This window comes from Giesbergeria sp. (assembly GCF_028686475.1).
GTDB lineage: Bacteria > Pseudomonadota > Gammaproteobacteria > Burkholderiales > Burkholderiaceae_C > Simplicispira.
Genome location: NZ_JAQUCA010000028.1, coordinates 1 through 18,754 on the forward strand (window position 1 = coordinate 1; position 18,754 = coordinate 18,754).

The 18,754-nt window shown below is 56.2% G+C and carries 20 protein-coding genes; 15 read left to right on the top strand and 5 right to left on the bottom strand.

Translation table 11 applies throughout. The features are described from left to right. Window positions 1–331 precede the first annotated feature (331 nt). On the top strand, window positions 332–1,696 hold the full coding sequence (locus PHX60_RS14115) for a M23 family metallopeptidase (protein ID WP_300078999.1): 1,365 nt from the start codon (window positions 332–334) through the stop codon (window positions 1,694–1,696). Window positions 1,697–1,716: 20 nt separating this feature from the next. After that, complete coding sequence (locus tag PHX60_RS14120; RefSeq protein ID WP_300079002.1) at window positions 1,717–2,823, top strand: anhydro-N-acetylmuramic acid kinase; 1,107 nt, start codon at window positions 1,717–1,719, stop codon at window positions 2,821–2,823. Here PHX60_RS14120 and PHX60_RS14125 read toward each other — a convergent pair. The 3 genes from PHX60_RS14125 to argJ are packed head-to-tail and all read right to left on the bottom strand — an operon-like array spanning window position 2,811 to window position 5,461. Further along, window positions 2,811–3,266: an NUDIX domain-containing protein gene (locus PHX60_RS14125; RefSeq protein ID WP_300079005.1), complete on the bottom strand. Its 456-nt coding sequence runs from the start codon at window positions 3,264–3,266 to the stop codon at window positions 2,811–2,813. The genes PHX60_RS14120 and PHX60_RS14125 overlap by 13 nt on opposite strands. Then, window positions 3,263–4,201: an ATP-binding protein gene (locus PHX60_RS14130; protein ID WP_300079008.1), complete on the bottom strand. Its 939-nt coding sequence runs from the start codon at window positions 4,199–4,201 to the stop codon at window positions 3,263–3,265. Before PHX60_RS14130 ends, PHX60_RS14125 begins: the two co-directional genes overlap by 4 nt. Window positions 4,202–4,231: 30 nt before the next feature. After that, the gene (argJ, locus tag PHX60_RS14135) at window positions 4,232–5,461 is read right to left on the bottom strand and encodes a bifunctional glutamate N-acetyltransferase/amino-acid acetyltransferase ArgJ (protein ID WP_300079011.1); all 1,230 of its coding nucleotides are present in this window, start codon (window positions 5,459–5,461) and stop codon (window positions 4,232–4,234) included. Between the two features lie 409 nt (window positions 5,462–5,870). Here argJ and clpB point away from each other — a divergent pair, with 409 nt between their 5' ends. From clpB to PHX60_RS14190, 11 genes are all read left to right on the top strand, one after another. Further along, complete coding sequence (clpB, locus tag PHX60_RS14140; RefSeq protein ID WP_300079014.1) at window positions 5,871–8,477, top strand: ATP-dependent chaperone ClpB; 2,607 nt, start codon at window positions 5,871–5,873, stop codon at window positions 8,475–8,477. A gap of 115 nt (window positions 8,478–8,592) precedes the next feature. Further along, window positions 8,593–10,137 carry a DUF4384 domain-containing protein gene (locus PHX60_RS14145; protein ID WP_300079016.1) on the top strand — a complete coding sequence of 515 codons (1,545 nt, stop codon included), beginning with the start codon at window positions 8,593–8,595 and terminating at the stop codon, window positions 10,135–10,137. Between the two features lie 10 nt (window positions 10,138–10,147). Then, entirely contained in the window at window positions 10,148–10,726 is a 579-nt protein-coding gene (locus PHX60_RS14150; protein WP_300079018.1) for a hypothetical protein, read from the top strand. 90 nt (window positions 10,727–10,816) lie between these two features. Continuing rightward, a complete protein-coding gene (locus PHX60_RS14155) occupies window positions 10,817–11,134 on the top strand; it encodes a hypothetical protein (protein WP_300079020.1) in 318 nt (105 codons plus the stop codon). A 16-nt stretch (window positions 11,135–11,150) separates the two neighbouring features. Further along, the gene (locus PHX60_RS14160) at window positions 11,151–12,050 is read left to right on the top strand and encodes a hypothetical protein (protein WP_300079023.1); all 900 of its coding nucleotides are present in this window, start codon (window positions 11,151–11,153) and stop codon (window positions 12,048–12,050) included. After that, a complete protein-coding gene (locus tag PHX60_RS14165) occupies window positions 12,050–12,364 on the top strand; it encodes a hypothetical protein (protein ID WP_300079025.1) in 315 nt (104 codons plus the stop codon). The genes PHX60_RS14160 and PHX60_RS14165 overlap by 1 nt, the downstream gene beginning before the upstream one ends. Beyond that, window positions 12,351–12,665, top strand: coding sequence for a hypothetical protein (locus PHX60_RS14170; RefSeq protein WP_300079028.1), 315 nt, complete (start codon window positions 12,351–12,353; stop codon window positions 12,663–12,665). The genes PHX60_RS14165 and PHX60_RS14170 overlap by 14 nt, the downstream gene beginning before the upstream one ends. 9 nt (window positions 12,666–12,674) lie before the next feature. After that, window positions 12,675–13,343, top strand: a complete 669-nt coding sequence (locus PHX60_RS14175; RefSeq protein WP_300079031.1) for an OmpA family protein — start codon at window positions 12,675–12,677, stop codon at window positions 13,341–13,343. Between the two features lie 82 nt (window positions 13,344–13,425). Further along, a complete protein-coding gene (locus PHX60_RS14180; RefSeq protein WP_300079033.1) occupies window positions 13,426–13,689 on the top strand; it encodes a hypothetical protein in 264 nt (87 codons plus the stop codon). Between the two features lie 44 nt (window positions 13,690–13,733). Continuing rightward, window positions 13,734–14,048 (top strand): hypothetical protein, encoded by a 315-nt coding sequence (locus PHX60_RS14185; protein WP_300079034.1) that lies wholly within the window; start codon window positions 13,734–13,736, stop codon window positions 14,046–14,048. Between the two features lie 59 nt (window positions 14,049–14,107). Continuing rightward, window positions 14,108–14,422 (top strand): hypothetical protein, encoded by a 315-nt coding sequence (locus PHX60_RS14190; protein ID WP_300079035.1) that lies wholly within the window; start codon window positions 14,108–14,110, stop codon window positions 14,420–14,422. A 99-nt stretch (window positions 14,423–14,521) separates the two neighbouring features. Here PHX60_RS14190 and PHX60_RS14195 read toward each other — a convergent pair whose 3' ends face one another. Further along, window positions 14,522–15,292 (bottom strand): GGDEF domain-containing protein, encoded by a 771-nt coding sequence (locus PHX60_RS14195; protein ID WP_300079036.1) that lies wholly within the window; start codon window positions 15,290–15,292, stop codon window positions 14,522–14,524. Window positions 15,293–15,343: 51 nt separating this feature from the next. Beyond that, complete coding sequence (gene ybiB, locus PHX60_RS14200; RefSeq protein WP_300079038.1) at window positions 15,344–16,297, bottom strand: DNA-binding protein YbiB; 954 nt, start codon at window positions 16,295–16,297, stop codon at window positions 15,344–15,346. A 100-nt stretch (window positions 16,298–16,397) separates the two neighbouring features. Between ybiB and tsaD the strand changes: the two genes are divergently transcribed. Together tsaD and PHX60_RS14210 are read left to right on the top strand one after the other, a co-directional pair. Further along, entirely contained in the window at window positions 16,398–17,453 is a 1,056-nt protein-coding gene (tsaD, locus tag PHX60_RS14205) for a tRNA (adenosine(37)-N6)-threonylcarbamoyltransferase complex transferase subunit TsaD (RefSeq protein ID WP_300079041.1), read from the top strand. After that, window positions 17,450–18,718 carry a putative Na+/H+ antiporter gene (locus PHX60_RS14210; protein ID WP_300079043.1) on the top strand — a complete coding sequence of 423 codons (1,269 nt, stop codon included), beginning with the start codon at window positions 17,450–17,452 and terminating at the stop codon, window positions 18,716–18,718. Before tsaD ends, PHX60_RS14210 begins: the two co-directional genes overlap by 4 nt. The last annotated feature ends 36 nt before the right edge of the window (window positions 18,719–18,754 follow it).

The window sequence follows — 18,754 nt, forward strand, 5'->3', positions numbered from 1 at the left end:
TGCGCTCGGACTTGAGCGTCTCGCAGGAGGAATCCAAGGCACTATTCCGCAAGGATAGTGTCGATGGAAGGCTCATTGCCGCAAGGCAGTGAGGAATCCCCGTCATTCATGACGGGGAGGAGGTCAAAAAAGAGTCTTGCATATGCTATTTCTTACAACTTTAAATGTAGGCTTGGCTATACTTCGCCCACTTTGCAGTGGCGGATTCTAAGTGGCCCGCCTTTTCAGACCCGCCTGAGACGCTGCAGCCCGTCAGTCTGTGCGCTCCGCCGCACCCAGCTCCAGTGCTGGGATTTTGCCCCGGACACACACTCACCTTGGGAAGAAAATTTTGAACAACGGCTTCACCACCGCCAGCACGGCACTGCTTTCCCGACTCTCTTATAGTCTTCAGCAACACCCTAAGCGGGTCACAGCCGCCTTGGCTGCTGTGTTGATCACCGGTGGTGGCGGCGCTTTTGCCGTGGCCTCTTTGGGGCCAGATGCCGCCAATTTGCCGGTGCGCTTGGTCGAGCAAACCGTGCCCTCGTTGGCCAGTGGAGCCACGCTGGCCGATTTAAGCGATGGTGCCAGTTTCTCTTTGTACCGCGCCGACAATGTACGCAGTACCGACACGGCTGAATCTCTGTTGCGCCGTATGGGCATTGCTGACCCAGCGGCAGCGGCTTTCTTGCGCCGTGATGAGCATACGCAACAAAACCTGCTGGGCCGCAATGGCCGCGTGGTGCGCGCCGAAACCACCGACGACCATCGCTTAGTGCGTTTGGTAGCGCGTTGGGCGCATGAGGACAACGGCCTGTTCAATCGCTTGGTGGTAGAAAAAGACGAAGAGGGCAAATTGACCTCGCGCCTAGAAACCGCCGAACTGACCACTTCCACCCGTTTGGTGGGCGGTGTCATTCAAAGCTCTTTGTTTGCCGCCACCGATGATGCCAACATTCCAGACAATGTAGCCACCCAAGTGGCTGAGATGTTCTCTAGCGAGATTGATTTTCGCCGCGACCTACGCAAGGGCGACCGTTTTTCGGTCGTCTATGAAACCCTAGAAGCCGATGGCGAACCGCTACGCAGTGGCCGCGTACTCAGTGCAGAATTCCGCAATAATGGCAAAACGCACCAAGCGGTGTGGTTCCAAGCTCCGGGGGCCGAACAGGGGGCTTACTTCAACTTAGAAGGCGAGAGCCTTCGCCGCGCTTACCTCAGCTCACCGCTAGAATTTTCGCGCGTGACCAGCGGCTTTGCCATGCGCTTCCATCCCATCCACCAAACTTGGCGCGCCCACTTGGGCACTGATTTTGGCGCACCCACTGGCACCCCCGTGCGTACTGTGGGCGATGGTGTGGTCGATTTTGCTGGCACGCAAAACGGCTACGGCAACATCGTGATTGTCAAGCACCAAAACCAGCATGTGACGGCCTATGCCCACCTGAACCGGATTGATGTGAAAAAAGGCCAAACTATTGCCCAAGGTGATTTCATCGGTACCGTGGGTGCTACCGGCTGGGCCACTGGCCCACACCTGCACTTTGAATTCCGCGTCAATGGCGTACACCAGGACCCAATGATTATCGCCAAGCAAAGCGAAGCCGCCGCCCCGGTAGCCGCCGCGCACCGTGCCGCCTTTAAGCAAATGGCCGCCAATATGCGCCTGCAATTGAATTCAGCAGAGTCGATACAACAGGCCAGCGCCCAATAAGCGCCCAATAAGTACCCGCTATGCAGCGCTACATCGGTTTGATGTCGGGCACTTCGCTTGATGGCGTGGATGGCGTGCTGGCTGAATTAGACGGTTCACGCTGCACCATCATCCAGCACCAAACCGCATCTTTTGACCCCATTTTGCGCGCTGAACTGCTGGCCTTGAACAGCAGTGGCCCCGATGAGCTGCACCGTGCCGCACTGGCGGCCAATGCCTTGGCGCGGGTGTATGCCCAAGTGGTGCGGGCCTTATTGGCCGCCAGTGATTTACCTGCCTACGCCATTCAAGCGATTGGCGCGCACGGCCAAACTGTGCGCCATCGCCCCGGCGTCTACGATGGCACCGGCTACACCTTGCAGCTCAATAGCCCGGCCTTGTTGGCCGAACTGACCGGCATTACCGTGGTGGCCGATTTGCGTAGCCGTGATGTGGCCGCTGGTGGCCAAGGCGCACCTTTGGTGCCAGCGTTTCACCAACAGGTGTTTGGCAGGCCGGGGCAAGATACCTTGGTGTTGAACTTGGGGGGCATTGCCAATTTGAGCGTGTTGGCCGCCGATGGCACGGTGTTAGGGTTTGACTGCGGCCCCGCCAATGCCCTCATGGATGCGTGGTGCCAGCGCCATACCGGCCAACCGTTTGACGCGGCTGGCGCTTGGGCCGCCAGCGGGCAGCTATTACCCGCTTTATTGCAACGCTTGCTGGCCGAACCCTTTTTACAGCAGCCTCCGCCCAAAAGCACCGGGCGCGACCTATTCAACGCCGATTGGCTGGCAACAAAACTCGAAGGTTTGGCCAATCTGGCCGCACCCGATGTGCAGGCCACCCTGACCGAGTTCACGGCGCGCGCCTGCGCCGACGCAGTGCAGCGCTACGGCTTGCACAGTGATGTGTTGCTGGTCTGTGGTGGTGGTGCGTTGAACCGGCACCTGATGGCACGCTTGCAAGCCTTGCTGCCTACCCTGACAGTGCAGCGCAGTGACGAGCATGGCCTGCCCGTGCAGCAGGTAGAAGCTGCCGCCTTTGCGTGGCTGGCACGCCAAGCCTTGCAAGGCGCACCGGGTAACTTGCCCAGCGTGACCGGCGCGCGCGGCTTGCGCGTGCTGGGCGCTATTTACCCCGCCTGAAAGCAGGCCGGGTCAAATGGCTGGCCGCGCTCTTGCGCCAGCCATTCCAACACCGGCAAAGCACCGGGCAACACCGGGCGCACGGTCGGTGGCCACGGTTGCCAGGCCATTTGTTGGCCCTCGCGCATTTCAAACGCGCCCGTCCAATGCCAGACTTTGCACCAGTGCAAGCGCACCAAGGCATGGGGATAATCGTGTTCGGTCACTTTCCAGACTTCGGCAGCACCGATGGTCACGCCCAATTCTTCCATCAGTTCGCGGCGCAGGGCTTGTTCTACGCTTTCACTGGCTTCAATTTTGCCGCCGGGGAACTCCCAGTAACCGGCATACACTTTGCCCGGCGGACGGGTAGTCAGCAACATCGCGCCATCGGGGCGCAACAGGATGCCTACAGCTACTTCAGTGTGCTGGCGTGGGGTAGAGGGAGGAGTCGCAGACATCATTCGACCGTGCTAGTTTCATCATCCAAGCCTGCCACATCGGCAATGCGCTCTGCGCTGGCTTTGGGGGCCTCGGTGCGACCGGCATAATCGCGTGCAAACTGGTAGGCCACACGGCCACTGCGCGAGCCACGCTCTAGCGCCCAAACCAGCGCCTCGGGGCGGGCAGCGGCGATGGCGGCCTCGTCCAAGCCCAAAGACGATAGCCACTGCGCCACAATCGCCAAGTATTCTTCTTGGCTGAACGGGTAAAAACTCACCCACAGGCCAAAACGCTCCGACAGCGAGATTTTTTCTTCCACGCCCTCGCCCGGATGCACTTCGCCATCGGGGGTGTGTTGGTAGCTCAGATTTTCCGACAGGTATTCGGGCAACAGATGGCGCCGGTTGCTGGTGGCATAAATCAACACATTCGGTGTGGCGGCGGCCACCGAGCCATCCAAAATCGACTTGAGCGCCTTGTAGCCCGGCTCTCCATCTTCAAAGCTCAAATCGTCGCAGAAGATGATGAATTTTTCTGGGCGGTTGCAAACTACCTCCACAATATCCGGCAAATCAACCAAATCGGTCTTGTCCACTTCAATCAGGCGCAAGCCTTGCGGCGCAAAAGCGTTCAGGCAGGCTTTAATCAGCGAAGATTTGCCCGTGCCGCGTGCGCCGGTCAACAGCACGTTGTTGGCGGTGCGCCCACTTACAAACTGCCGGGTGTTGCGCTCAATTTTTTCCTTCTGCACCTCAATTTCTTTGAGCTCGTGCAGCGCCATGCCGCTGATATGGCGCACCGGCTCCAGCGTGGCATGGCCGCTACTGCGCTTGCGGTAGCGCCAAGCCACGGCAGCCGACCAATCGGGGGCCGACAGCGCTTGCGGCAGCACGGTTTCAATACGCGCCAGCAATTGCTCGGCACGGGCGATCAAGGTATCAAAAGAAGAAGTCATAGCGGCAAGAACCCGGCAGGCAAAGGGCGCTTAGGAGCGGTAATCGGCGTTGATGGTGACGTACTCGTGGCTAAAGTCGCAGGTCCAAACGGTGTCTTGCGCCTCGCCCCGGCCCAGTAGCACGCGCACGGTGATTTCTGCTTGCTGCATCACGCGCTGGCCGTCGGCTTCTTGGTAGGCGGGGTTGCGGCCTCCATTCACCGCCACATGCACATCGTCCAGATACAGGTCGATTTTAGTTTGGTCTAAATCGGCAATGCCAGCATAGCCCACGGCGGCCAGAATGCGGCCCAAGTTGGGGTCGCTGGCGTAGAAGGCAGTTTTGACCAACGGCGAATGGGTAATTGCGTAGGCCACTTGGCGGCACTCTTCCGCTGTTTGGCCGCCTTCGACGCGCACGGTGATGAATTTGGTGGCCCCTTCGCCATCACGCACAATGGCTTGGGCCAGTTTTTGTGCTACTTCTAACAGGGCCGCTTGCAGGGCTTGGCCTTCGGTGCTGCTCAGGCTGGTGATGGGGGTATTGCCTGCTTGGTGCGTGGCTACCAGCACGAAGGAGTCGTTGGTGGAGGTGTCGCCGTCAATCGTCACGCGGTTGAACGAGCCATCGGCCAAGGTTTTGACCAAGGGTTGTACCAGCGCCGGGTCGATGGCGGCATCGGTGGCCAAGAAGCCGAGCATGGTGGCCATGTTGGGGCGAATCATGCCCGCGCCCTTGCTGATACCGGTAATGGTGATGGTTTTGCCCGCAATTTCTACCTGACGACTGTAAGCTTTGGGCAGGGTGTCGGTGGTCATGATGCCTTCGGCAGCGCGGCCCCAGTGGGCGGCTTGGGCATCGGCCAAGGCCGCAGGTAGGGCAGCGGTGATGCGCTCCACCGGTAACTGCTCCATGATGACCCCGGTAGAAAACGGCAGAATTTGGGTGGGGGCTACGCCCAAGGTAGCGGCCAGTGCGGCGCAGGTGGCACGGGCATTGTCTAGCCCTTGCGCGCCCGTGCCTGCATTGGCGTTGCCGGTGTTAATCACCATCGCACGGATACCTTGGTTGGCGGCCAGATGTTCGCGGCTGACCTGTACCGGTGCCGCACAAAAGCGGTTTTGCGTGAACACACCAGCTACGCTGGCCCCTTCGTCCAGCAAAAACACGGTCAGGTCTTTGCGGTTGAGTTTGCGGACACCGGCTTCGGCAACGCCAATACGCACACCGGCCACCGGTAGCAGGTCAGAGGCCACAGGGGCCGACAAATTCACGGGCATAGGAGGAGCTTTCTGAATGAAATCGAAACAAGCCAAAAAAGGGAGGGCCAGCCCACAGGGGCGCAAGCCTGCGCTATTGTGCAGTGGTTTTTTGACAACGCTGTGCCCAAGTCAGCATCTACACCGCCAACATCGCCAGTCATCATCCAACTGCCAAGTCTGAGCCAGTACAGCCCAGCGAACCAGTAAAGAAGCAGCCCATCCCGATGGCGAGGCCAAATCTTGGCTTACGCCAGTTGTAGTCTTAGCAGACCACCTGTCTTGGCCCAAGTTGGACATCGACTTATCCGTGCAATCCATCCGCCAGCCCGAAAAATTTCCGCTGCTGGCAAAAACGGCTATTGAACCCAACAGCCCTTGAAACTACGCACCAAGCCCCCCAACTGTCCCCCATTCGGAGGAACACCCCATGCGTATCGACAAGCTGACCACCAAATTCCAAGAAGCCCTGGCCGACGCCCAATCGCTGGCTTTGGGCCATGACAACGCCTACATCGAACCCACCCACCTGCTGCTGGCCTTGCTGCGCCAAGAAGACGGCCCGCGCGCCCTGCTAGAGCGTGCCGGGGCCAATCTGCCCGGTTTGCTCAAAGATGCCGAGGCCGCCGTCAAGCGCCTACCCCAAGTGCAAGGCCAAGAGCAAGTGCAGCCCAGCCCCGAATTGGGCCGGGTGCTGCAAGCCACCGAAAAAGAAGCCATCAAACGCGACGACAACTTCATCGCCAGTGAATTATTCCTGCTGGCCCTGACCGACAGCAAAGGCGAAGCCGCCCGCGTTGCCAAAGAGAACGGTTTAACGCGCAAAAGCCTAGAAGCCGCCATCAACGCCGTGCGCGGTGGCCAAAAAATGGACAGCCCCGAAGGCGAAGGCCAACGCGAAGCCCTGAAAAAATACTGCATTGACCTGACCGAACGCGCTCGCGCGGGCAAACTAGACCCCGTGATTGGCCGTGACGACGAAATCCGCCGCGCCATCCAAGTGCTACAACGGCGCACCAAAAACAACCCGGTACTGATTGGCGAGCCGGGCGTGGGCAAAACCGCCATCGTCGAAGGGCTGGCACAGCGCATTGTGGCCGGTGAAGTGCCCGAATCGCTCAAAGGCAAACGGGTACTCAGTTTAGACATGGCGGCCCTGCTGGCCGGAGCCAAATTCCGGGGCGAATTTGAAGAACGCCTGAAAACCGTACTCAAAGAACTGGCCCAAGACGAAGGCCAAACCATCGTCTTTATTGACGAGCTGCACACAATGGTTGGCGCAGGCAAAGCCGAAGGCGCGATGGATGCGGGCAATATGCTCAAACCTGCCTTGGCGCGCGGCGAACTGCATTGCGTCGGTGCCACCACGCTGGACGAATACCGAAAATACATCGAAAAAGATGCGGCTTTGGAGCGGCGCTTCCAAAAAATATTGGTAGGAGAACCTACCGTAGAAGCCACCATCGCCATTTTGCGCGGCCTGAAAGAGCGCTACGAAAAACACCACAACGTGGACATCACCGACCCGGCGATTGTCGCTGCCGCAGAATTGAGCCACCGCTACATCACCGACCGCTTCTTGCCCGACAAAGCGATTGATTTGATTGACGAAGCCGCCTCGAAAATCAAAATCGAGATGGACTCCAAACCCGAAGTCATGGACAAGCTAGACCGGCGCTTGATTCAATTGCAAATTGAGCGCGAAGCGGTGAAAAAAGAAAAGGACGAAGCCTCACTCAAGCGCTTAGATTTGATTGAAGAAGAAATTGGCACACTGCAAAAAGAAATTGCCGATTTGGATGAAATTTGGAAAATGGAAAAAGCCTTAGCGCAAGGCTCGGCCCATATCCGCGAAGAAATCGATCAACTGCGTTTCCAAATTGAAGAACTCACGCGCAAAGGCGATTTCAACAAAGTCGCCGAACTGCAATATGGCAAACTGCCCGAGTTAGAGCGCAAACTCAACGAAGCGCAGGCCAAAGAATCGGGCAAAGACGGTAGCCAAGCTGCGCCGCGCCTGCTACGTACCCAAGTGGGCGCAGAAGAAATCGCCGAAGTCGTCAGCCGCGCCACGGGCATTCCAGTAGCCAAAATGATGCAGGGCGAAAAAGACAAGCTGTTGCAGATGGAAACCAAGCTGCACGAGCGCGTGATTGGCCAAAACGAAGCCATTGCCGCCGTGGCCAATGCCATTCGCCGCTCACGCTCGGGTTTATCCGACCCCAACCGCCCCACCGGTTCTTTCTTGTTTCTTGGCCCCACGGGTGTGGGTAAAACCGAACTCTGCAAAGCGCTGGCGGGTTTCTTGTTCGATAGCGAAGAGCATCTGGTACGCATCGACATGAGCGAGTTCATGGAAAAGCATTCAGTGGCCCGCTTGATTGGTGCGCCCCCCGGTTATGTGGGTTACGAAGAAGGCGGTTATCTGACCGAAGCCGTGCGCCGCAAACCTTACAGCGTTTTGTTATTGGACGAGGTAGAAAAAGCCCATCCCGATGTGTTCAATGTATTGCTGCAAGTATTGGACGATGGCCGCCTGACCGATGGCCAAGGCCGCACGGTAGATTTCAAAAATACCGTCATCGTCATGACCAGCAATATCGGCTCGCAAATGATTCAGGCGATGGTGGGCCAAGAGGCCGACGAGATTAAAGATGCGGTTTGGGGTGAGCTGAAAAACTACTTCCGCCCCGAGTTCCTCAACCGCATCGACGAAACCGTGGTATTCCACGGCCTGGATGCCCAACATATTGCTGCCATTGCGCGCATCCAATTGCAATTGTTGCGGCAGCGGCTAGAACAAATGGACTTGACTTTGCAAGTCTCAGAGGCTGCCTTGGCCGAACTGGCCAAGGTGGGCTTTGACCCAGTGTTTGGTGCCCGTCCGCTCAAGCGTGCGATTCAGCAGCGCATCGAAAACCCGCTGTCCAAACTGCTGCTAGAAGGGCGCTTTGTGCCCAAGAGTACCATTGCCGTCGAGGTCAACCCGGCGCTAGAGCCTGGAGTATTCCGCTTCAGCAGCGCTGCACCGGTATAAGCAGAAAAACCCTTGGCAAGGCTTGCAATTTTTTCGGCTGCCGCTTAGAGTGGCAAAAAATAGATTGCAGTGTTCCGTTGCCAAAGGGTTTTCCATGTCGCATAAGCCGTTTACCGTGTCGCTCGTTTCTGTGGCCTTGCTCAGTGCCTGCGTCACCCCCAAAGAGCACCAAAATTGGAAAGAGCCCGAAGCCACGGTTGCCGTAGCGGCAGCCCCCAAAACCTCAGCCGTTAAAACCATTACCAACTTCTCGCCCGCCCTGCGCTGCATGGACGAGTTGTTCTTGGCTTACGGCAAAAACGGTATCGTTATCACCTCCACCGGCATCCCCGACGAAACCGGCAAGGTACGCACCGGCACCAAAGAAATGCTGATTACCGCCGTTGCCAAAATGACGGTAAAGAGCAATGCCTTTGAATTCATTGATTTTCATGGCGGCGGTGATGATTTGGCACGCTTGTTTGATGCCAAAGGTTCCGAGCGGATGCGGATGCCAGACTATTACATCCGGGGTTCCATCACGCAAATGGACGACAACACCATTCGCAAGAGCAAAGGCGTAGGGTTTTTTACCCAGTTCCTAGACGGTAGCACCACCAAAGATGCCGCCTATGATTTGCTCAGTATGGACATGAGTATTGGTGATGCCAGCTCGCGCAAAATTTTGCCGCAAACCAGCACCTCCAACACCATGCTTATCACCAAGCAAGGCAACTCTGCCGAGCTGGGGGTGGGCAAACTGGGCAAAATTGGCCTGCAATTTAGCCTCGATTTCAGCCGCGCCGAGGGTCTGGGGGCCACCACGCGCACCCTGCTAGAGCTGGGCCTGATAGAAACACTGGGCAAATTTACCCAAGTGCCGTATTGGCGCTGCTTGGATGTGGATGTCACCAATCCGGTCATCCGAGAGCAAGCCCTCGAAATTTACGACACCCTGACCGAAGCCGACAAAATCCTCTATGTGCAGCGCAAACTCGCTGGCAGCATGGCACGTTACAAAGGCCCCATCGATGGCCAAATGAACCCCGCCCTCAAAGATGCCATCCTAGAATACCAAGCCCAAAATGGCTTGGTGGCCAATGGCAAGGTCAACTTTGACCTGTACGCCAACCTCATGGACGATGTGCAAAACGTTTTGGCCTATGTTCCCAGCACGCCGGTTAGAGGCGCTGCTCCCGCCAGCGCACCCGCGCCCATGCCGGTCTCGCCCACTAGCAGCCCAGCGGCACCAGCTACCGCGCCTGTGTTCCGCGTCAACCTAGACAGCGACCGGGGTTCACGCCCCAGCTACAAAGTGGGCGACTTCCTGAATATGTCTTTATCGCTCACGGGCGATGGCACGGTGTATTGTTATTACGAAGACAGCAACCGCCAAGTGGCGCGCATCTTCCCCAACCAGTTTGCGGGCAACCCCACTTTGCGTGCTGGCAGCACTTTGCGGCTGCCCGCTGGTGGTTTTAAGATTCGTTTTGACCAAGCAGGCAAAGAGCGTGTCGCCTGTATTGGTGCCGACCGCGAGCAAGTGCTGCCCGGCAGCCTCAAAGGGGCTAAAGACTTAACCCCCTTGCCAGTGCATTCACTCGACGAAGTGGTACAACAATTCCGCCAGTCTAATCCGGCATCCACTGTCAGTTACGTCGATATTACCGTAGCCCGCTAGGCTCCAGACTATGCCAAAAATTCCTACCATTGTCCGCAGTTGTCTTCTGGCCAGCTGGCTGGCAATGGCAGGAGCGCAGGCAGAATTGATTATCGGGCCAGAGCCGCCAACGCCGGGCGAATCGGCCAAATCGAAAGCCCAGCAGCAGCGCGAAAAAGCCGAGGCCATCTATCGGGGTCACTCTCCCAACATCATTATTGAGATGGACGAAGAAACCGAGGGCATCCTCAGTCCGCGCAGTGGTGCCCCAACACAAGAGCGGGCTTTTGAGCAACGCTGGCGCGCACGCATTCTCCAAGACAGCCCCAAACCCGTAGCGCCTGATTTACCTTTGGGGCCAGCGCCGCCCGAGTTACAAAATGCGCGTGATAAAGCCGCCCAACTGCGTGGGCGCGCGCGCAGCATGTACTACACCGGCACCGGCAATTGGCAAGACCTTGACTTGAGCCAGCGTGATAAAGATGGCCTGCCGCTGGTGTATTGCCATAGCACCGACAACGTAGCAGGACGTATCGGCGATGGCACCACTTCTGGGAGCGTAGTGATACTAAATCGCAATGGGCAGCAAATAAAAGTGCGCTGCCGTTAAAAAGATTCAAAAAATTCAAAAAAACCGTCAACCAAAGCAACCAAAGAGGCGTTGTTGCAGTAAAAATATCAAACAAATGGGGGGTGTAGCGTGAAGAAGCTTTTCCTTGCTGGATTGGCCCTCTGCGCTGGCTGGGTCTCTGTGGTGCAAGCACAGGTAGCAGTCAATGTATCAGGGAGCAATGTCAGCGTGCAAACCGGCGGCAGCAATGGCTCAATGGCCAGCAACACTACGGCCACTTTAGGCCCCGATGTAGAAATGGAAGGGGTAGCCGTGATTAATGAGGAAGTCTTCATTGATGGCGTGAAAGTCCCCCACGGAAAAACCAGCTACTTTAGCAAAAAATCGGGTAAATCCTATACCATTCGGTGGGGTAAAAACGGCAACATAGCCGTTCAAGAAAAGTAAACAAGGGAGAGGCCCAGTGAACCATCCATTCAAACACTTCCAGCGAAAAATACGCCTTTGGGGCAGTGTTGGCCTGCTGTGGGCTGGTTTGCAAACGGCTTGGGCCATTCAGCCGGTCAGTGCCCCAGTAGCGCAAGTCTTAGAGGCACAATCACAAAGCCTTAATTTGTGGCAATTGGCCGATAACCCCGAAGTCTTTATTTTTGATTTTCCGGGCTTGGCCTACCAAGGGCGCAGTTTTAACCGCATTACCCAGTTTACCGAACAACAATTCAGCGAGCCTTACCCTCGGGTACTCAATAACCAAGAGTTAGCGCGCTATATTCAGGCTTCGCGCCGTACCCAAACCGATTTTGCCTTTGGACACGATGTCTTGGTCTCTGAGTTGGTACAGTTTTTTAATTATGCTCTGCGTGATAAAGTAGAACTTTACCCCGAAGAGCTGGTTATTCGTGATTTTCTGTTAGAGCAAGGTTTAATCCGTTTTTGGCGTGGTTTTTATCAAGGCTTGCGCCCAGATGCCGTAGTGTTGGCAGTGCCTCAGGTACAAGCGCGCAAATCTGATGAACCTATGGTAACCGCCCAAGCCCGTGCTACCATTTTGTTGCACGAACTGGCCCACGCCGAGTATTATACCAATGTTCATTTTCGCAAATTTTGCCAACGCTTTTGGTACGAAATTCTACAACCCGAGCAGCGCGAGGCATTTAAGCGCTTTCTGGCTAATTTTAACTATGCAGTAGCCAACGAAGAGCTTCTCATCAACGAGATGCAGGCTTACCTGATGTTCACGCCAGACCGCCATTCTTTCAGTGCGCGTAAACTGGGGGTTTCTGAAGAAGAACTGCAATCTATGCGTAATGCCTTTCGCAGCAAGGTGCCTCCCATTCCGCTGCCCATGCCAGGAGATATGTGATGCGAGTGAAGACACTTGGTATTTTATTGGGTACGGGTTTGCTGGCAACTTCTGCTGCCTCGGTTTGGGCGCAAGCCAACCAGCGTACTAGCATTCAGGGCAACACCCAAATCAATGTTAGCACGCAAAACATGACAGCCATTGCCACAGGCGAAAACAACGTAGCTAAAAACAGGATAGGTGTGATAAAAGGCGATAAACGCGGCGATACCAACATCAGCGTTGTTACCAAAGATGTGACCACCATTTCTAGCGGGCGTAATAAAAAAGCATGTACCAATATTGGAGGAATTGTCAGCGATGAATGCAAATAAATACACCATCCGTGCCTTGCTCATCGCATCGGCATTGGCCTTGCCATTCAGTGCACAAGCCGTGCAGGGCTTAGATTCTTCCGGGCAAACCAAGGTCAACAAAGCACTGGCCGAGCGTTGGGTGCGACAAGACAATACACAGAAAAAAACACCCGCAGAAGAAAGGCGGGTCACCAATATCGGTAGCAGACGCGATGGCACCTGCAATGTGAATGTAGGCACAGCCCAACCCGATAGCCGTGGCCGGGCACCTAGAAACATTGTGGTTACCACCAAAGAAGTCGTCAACGTTTGCCGGTAAAATTTGGGTATGAAAAAATTTAATCATTTCACTGCTTGGTCGCGTGTGGCTGCACTGCTGTTGGGCAGTTTGGCTATCAGTACCGCCCATGCCCAAGGTAATTTTGAGGATGAAGAAAAATTGCGCGCCCTAGAGCGCGCCATGCAAACTTCGTCCGAGCCAGCGGCACAGCCTCAGCATAAACAGCAGCGGCGTACCCGTGCGATTGTGTTCGAGAATGAGCAAGAATCTGCCCCCATGCAGCAACAGCAACAGCAACCCAGCTATGGCAATGCGCCACAGCAGCCTAGCCGAGCTATGGCCATTATGGATTGTGCTGGTTTGCCCCCAGGGGTCAGAACCATCGGTGTCGATTTTGCTATCCAATTTAGAGTGGGTAGCGCGGTGGTTTCGCCCACTTCAGAGCGCACCCTTAACCAAATTGCCCGTATTCTGGCCCTATCGCCCGAGCGTTGCGTGATTGTGGAAGGCCACACCGATGCCACCGGCAATTACGAGCGCAACCTAGAACTTTCTCACGACCGCGCCAATTCGGTAGTTAATTTTATTTCTGACCGCAACGGAATCGATCGCCGCCGCTTGGTGCCCATAGGCAAAGGTTCTAGCGATCCTGTGCAAAATCTCGATGCACGTGATCCCAAAAATCGCCGTGTAGTGTTCAAGGTAGTGACTGGTTAAGTCGGTCAATTTTCTAATACGAGAGAAAATTATGCGTTTAGTCTCTATCATGGTAGCTGCAACTTTGCTGTCTGCCCCTGCATTGGCCCAACAAATTCAGCGCAGTAGCAATCCCCAGGGCGTGCAAATTCAGGGCAACACCACTATTCAAGCAGAAAATCAAAATACTTCTGCGCTTGCGGTGGGGCAAGGCAACGACAGCAGAAATATCAGTGGTGCTATCAAAGGTGGCACCCAAATTCAGGGCAACACCGAAATTCGTGCCAAACAAGTCAATTCTACGGCTGTCACCGTCGGCAAGGACAATAAAGCTTCTAACGAAGCGGGTGTGATTGGTGGCAAATAATTCATTTTTTGTTAATGGTTCAGTTTTTTCACTAGGAGGATGGTATGCGTTTAATTTCTATGATGATTGCTGCTGTTGTAGTTTCTGCTCCAGCTTTTGCCCAAAAAACCCAACAAAGCAGCAACCCCCAAGGTGTGCAGATTCAGGGTAATACCAACATCCAAGCCGAGAACAAAAACGTCTCGGCGGTGGCAGTGGGTGAAGGCAACGAAGCCAGAAACACTACCGGTGCTATCAAGGGTGGTACCCAAATCCAAGGTAACACCAATATCAACGCCAAGCAAACCAATGCCAGCGCTGTCGCAGTGGGTAAAAATAACACTGCCGCTAACGAAGCTGGCGTGATTGGCGGTAAATAATTACAATTACAGTCATTAGTTACTGGTTAATGGTTCAATTTTTTCACTAGGAGTATGCTATGCGTTTGATTTCTATGATGATTGCTGCTGTTGTGGTTTCTGCTCCCGCTTTTGCCCAACAATCCCAACAAAGCAGCAACCCCCAAGGTGTGCAGATTCAGGGCAACACCAACATCCAAGCCGAGAACAAGAACGTCTCGGCGGTGGCAGTGGGTGAAGGCAACGAAGCCAAAAACACCACCGGCGCTATCAAGGGTGGTACCCAAATCCAAGGTAACACCAATATCACCGCCAAGCAAAAAAATGCCAGCGCTGTAGCCGTGGGCAAAGACAACAAAGCTGCCAACGAAGCAGGCGTGATTGGCGGCAAGTAAGCTGCTGTGCCTTAGCCTCAAAGGCTAAGCACCATAGCCACACCACGGTGGGCCAGAAAATGATCTGGCCCACCGTTTTTTTATGCGCTCTCAAATGGCTTAGGCGCTGGGCCGTTCGTACAAACGCCAGCCATTGCGCCCCGCATTTTTGGCTTGGTACAAGGCGGCATCGGCGCAGGCAATCAGGCCATCGACTTGCTCGGCGTGGTCTGGAAACAGGGCAATCCCAATGCTGGTGCCAATATGGGCCACACCGGCGCTCAAGGCGAAGGGCTGCGCCAAATTATGAACCAGCCGTCCGGCCAGTGCTTGGGCATCGGCGGCAGTGAGCATATCGGGCAAGATGCACAAAAATTCATCGCCACCCAGCCGGGCTACGGTATCTACGGCGCGCACGGCATCGCGCAAACGTTGCGACACTTGGCGCAATAGCTCATCCCCTGCGGCATGGCCCATGTTGTCGTTGACCCACTTGAAACGGTCTAAATCCATATAAAACACGGCCAATGGCAGTTGGCTGCGCCGCGATTGCTCCATGCCTTGTTGTAGCCGGTCGCGGGCAATGGCGCGGTTGGCCAAACCCGTCAGGGGGTCGTAGTTGGCCAGCTCTAGCTCTTGCTTGGTGCGCTGGAGGTGGTCAATCGTGCATTGCAGCTCAAACTCCTTCACTTCATGCTGTACCACCAATTTGGCAAAGGCTTCGGCCAGCGCTGCCAGTTCGGGCGATTCTGGATGCTCTGAAGCCATGTCCAGCAACTCGGGCACGGCTTGCATATCCCCTTGGTGGGCGATGCGTTCGGCCACGGCCAGCAGTTCGGCCAGCAACAAGGCATGGGGGGCAGCAGGAGAGGAAGGCAGATCTGTGGGCATAAGGGCTGGGTATGGATGGGGATGATGAGGGGGAATAAAATAGCTTGCTGGCTAGTCCAGCGTCGATGGCCCCAAAGGAGCATCGGGCTTGGCTTGCTGTTCTATTTGCTGCACCAATTGCACAATATGTTGCACTTGTCGCTGCAAAGCTGGTGGCACGGGTTGTTGGCCTTGCAACACCTGCTGGGTGTAGGCAGCGGTACTGGCGATGTCCATGTCGGTGGGCAGGCCGGGAACCTCGGTGGCGGTGCCTGCTTGTTGTTCCTCCCATACTTGGTGTTGGCCGCGCACCAAGGCATCGTAACGCGGCCAGCGGCGCGGGTCAGCTACCACTTCACCTTCTAACCCGCGTGACAGCAGTGCATCGGCCTCTAACAAAGCCAAAGTAGCGCACAGCCGGTCTAGGTATTCGGGATGGGTGTAGCTGCTCACGAGCAATGCAGGCCCAGCACAAGGTTGTATCAGCTTAACAACGCTGTGGCCGGGGTTGCGTAGGCCAATTTGTTCGCGCGTGGCCAACAGGCGGGCCAAGCCGGGGTGCAGTTGCGCGGTGTGCAGATGGGCCACTTGACCGGGCGCAATCGCCTGTGCCACTGTGAGCGCTGCGATGCCCAAGGCTTGCAAGACATCGGAGGCCAAGACCCGACGGGCTTCGGTACGCATCCCGTGCAGCAGCACGGGCAGGCCCTCACGCGCCAGCAGCAGCGCCAGCAGGGGTGTGAGTACGGGCAGCTTGCGCGCCCCGTTGTAGCTGGGCAACACCACCAGCGGGCGCGTGCTGGCAGGCAACAGCGCCAGCCGTTGTTGGGTGGCATCGATAAACCCGGCCAACTCTTCGGGGGTTTCGCCCTTGATACGCATGGCCAGACAGAACGCACCGATTTCCAAATCGCTGACGCTGCCATCGAGTATTTGGCCGAATAAATCAGCCGCCTGCGCGCGCGTGAGTGGTTTGGCACCGCGTGGACCGCGCCCAATCTCTTTGATGTAGTGGCCTATGCCCATGAAAAATGTCCTGCCTGAAGTGTAGATATGTGTAGATATTGCCAGCCGCCATTTTCTGCCAAGTAGCGTGGTTTAAGGGGGCTGCCCTACACTTGCGCGCATGAGTTTATTAATTTTAGGAATTGAATCTTCGTGCGATGAAACCGGTGTCGCCTTGGTACGCAGCAGTACGGGTGCCGCCGTGCCTGCCTTGTTGGCCCACGCGCTGCACAGCCAAATTGAGATGCACCAAGCCTATGGCGGTGTGGTGCCTGAACTGGCCAGCCGCGACCATATTCGCCGCGTACTGCCCCTGACCGCGCAGGTGCTGGCCGAAGCTGGGCAAACGTTGGCCGCTGTCGATGTGGTGGCTTACACCCGTGGCCCCGGTTTGGCTGGAGCCTTGTTGGTGGGTGCTGGCGTGGCTTGTGCCTTGGGGGCCGCTTTGGGTAAGCCGGTGCTGGGCGTACACCACTTAGAAGGGCATTTGCTCTCGCCGTTTTTAAGTGCCGACCCGCCGGAGTTTCCGTTTGTCGCGCTGTTGGTGTCGGGTGGGCATACCCAATTGATGCGCGTCGATGGCGTGGGTCAATACCAGTTGCTGGGCGAAACCATCGACGATGCAGCGGGCGAAGCCTTTGACAAATCGGCCAAACTGTTGGGCTTGGGTTATCCCGGTGGGCCAGCCTTGTCGCGTTTGGCAGAACAAGGTCAACCCGATGCCTTCAAGCTGCCGCGCCCCTTGTTGCACAGTGGCAACTTGGATTTTTCTTTTGCTGGGCTGAAAACCGCTGTGTTGACACAAGCCAAAAAGCTGGGCCAGGACTTGGCAGCACGCAAAGCTGATTTGGCCGCCAGCACGCAAGCGGCGATTGTGGATGTGCTGGTCAAAAAATCCATCATGGCACTGAAAGAAACCGGCCTGCGCCGTTTAGTGGTAGCCGGTGGCGTGGGGGCCAATGCGCTGCTGCGCCAGCAACTCAATGCGGCCTGCGCCCGTTTGCAGGTGCGCGTGCATTACCCGGAGCTGCACCTGTGTACCGACAACGGGGCCATGATTGCGCTGGCCGCTGCCATGCGTTTGCAATCGGGTCAACAGCAGGCTACTACCACCTATGCCTTTGATGTCATGCCGCGCTGGCCGTTGGATGCGATAACCGGAAGCCCACGCGGATGACTGAACCCACTCCCATCCAACTCATAGGCACAGTGCTGTTTGCCTTGGCGGTGCTGCACACTTTTTCTACCAAATTTTTTGAGCGCCTAGCCCACACCCAGCCGCGCCATGCCGGTATTTGGCATCTATTGGGCGAGGTTGAAGTGGTGTTTGGTTTTTGGGCGATGGTGCTGATGGTGTTCATGTTTGCCATGATTGGCAAAACAGAGGCTACCCAGTACCTAGACACGCGCAACTTCACCGAGCCGATGTTTGTGTTTGCCATCATGGTGATTGCGGGCACGCGCCCTATTTTGCAAGTGGCGGCATGGTTGGTGCAATTGGTAGCCCGGCTGCTGCCGCTGCACCGCCAGATGGCACTGTATTTTGTGCTGCTCTCTTTAGTGCCATTGTTGGGTTCTTTGATTACCGAGCCTGCCGCCATGACCTTGGCTGCCCTGATGCTGCGCGACACCATTTTTAGCCGTAACGTCTCTACCCGACTCAAGTACAGCACGGTGGGCGTGCTGTTTGTCAATATCTCTATTGGTGGCACCCTGACCCCGTTTGCCGCACCGCCGGTGCTGATGGTGGCCACCCAGTGGAATTGGGATGTCTGGTTCATGATTAGCCATTTTGGCTGGAAGGCAGCTATGGCGGTGCTAATCAATGCCAGCATTGCCATGTTGCTGTTTTCGCGTGAATTGCGCGGCTTAACTCCACAAAAGCCAGAAAGTATGGCTGCCGACGGCATGGTGCCTTGGCAAGTGGTGCTGGTGCATCTGCTATTTTTGCTGGGTGTGGTGGCGTTTGGGCACCATCCAGCAGTGTTTATGGGGCTGCTGTTGTTCTTCTTGGGTTTTACTACGGCTTACCAGCGCTACCAAGACCCGCTCATTCTGCGCGAGTCTTTGCTGGTGGCCTTCTTTTTGGCCGGGCTGGTGGTGTTGGGTGGCTTGCAGCAATGGTGGCTCAAGCCGGTGCTGATGGGCATGGATGCCACTACGGTATTTTTTGGCGCTACCGCCCTGACGGCCATCACCGATAACGCTGCCCTGACCTATCTAGGCTCCTTGGTGGAAGGTTTGAGCCAAGAATTCAAGGTTGCACTGGTGGCTGGTGCCGTGACCGGCGGCGGCCTGACGGTGATTGCCAATGCGCCCAACCCGGCGGGCGTGTCGATTTTGCGCGGTAGTTTTGAGCATAACGCCATCCACCCACTGGGCCTCTTGCTGGCCGCCTTACCGCCCACCTTGGTAGCGATACTGGCGTTCCGCGTTTTGTAACACGACTGCCTGCACCTGCAACGATAATGGCATCCT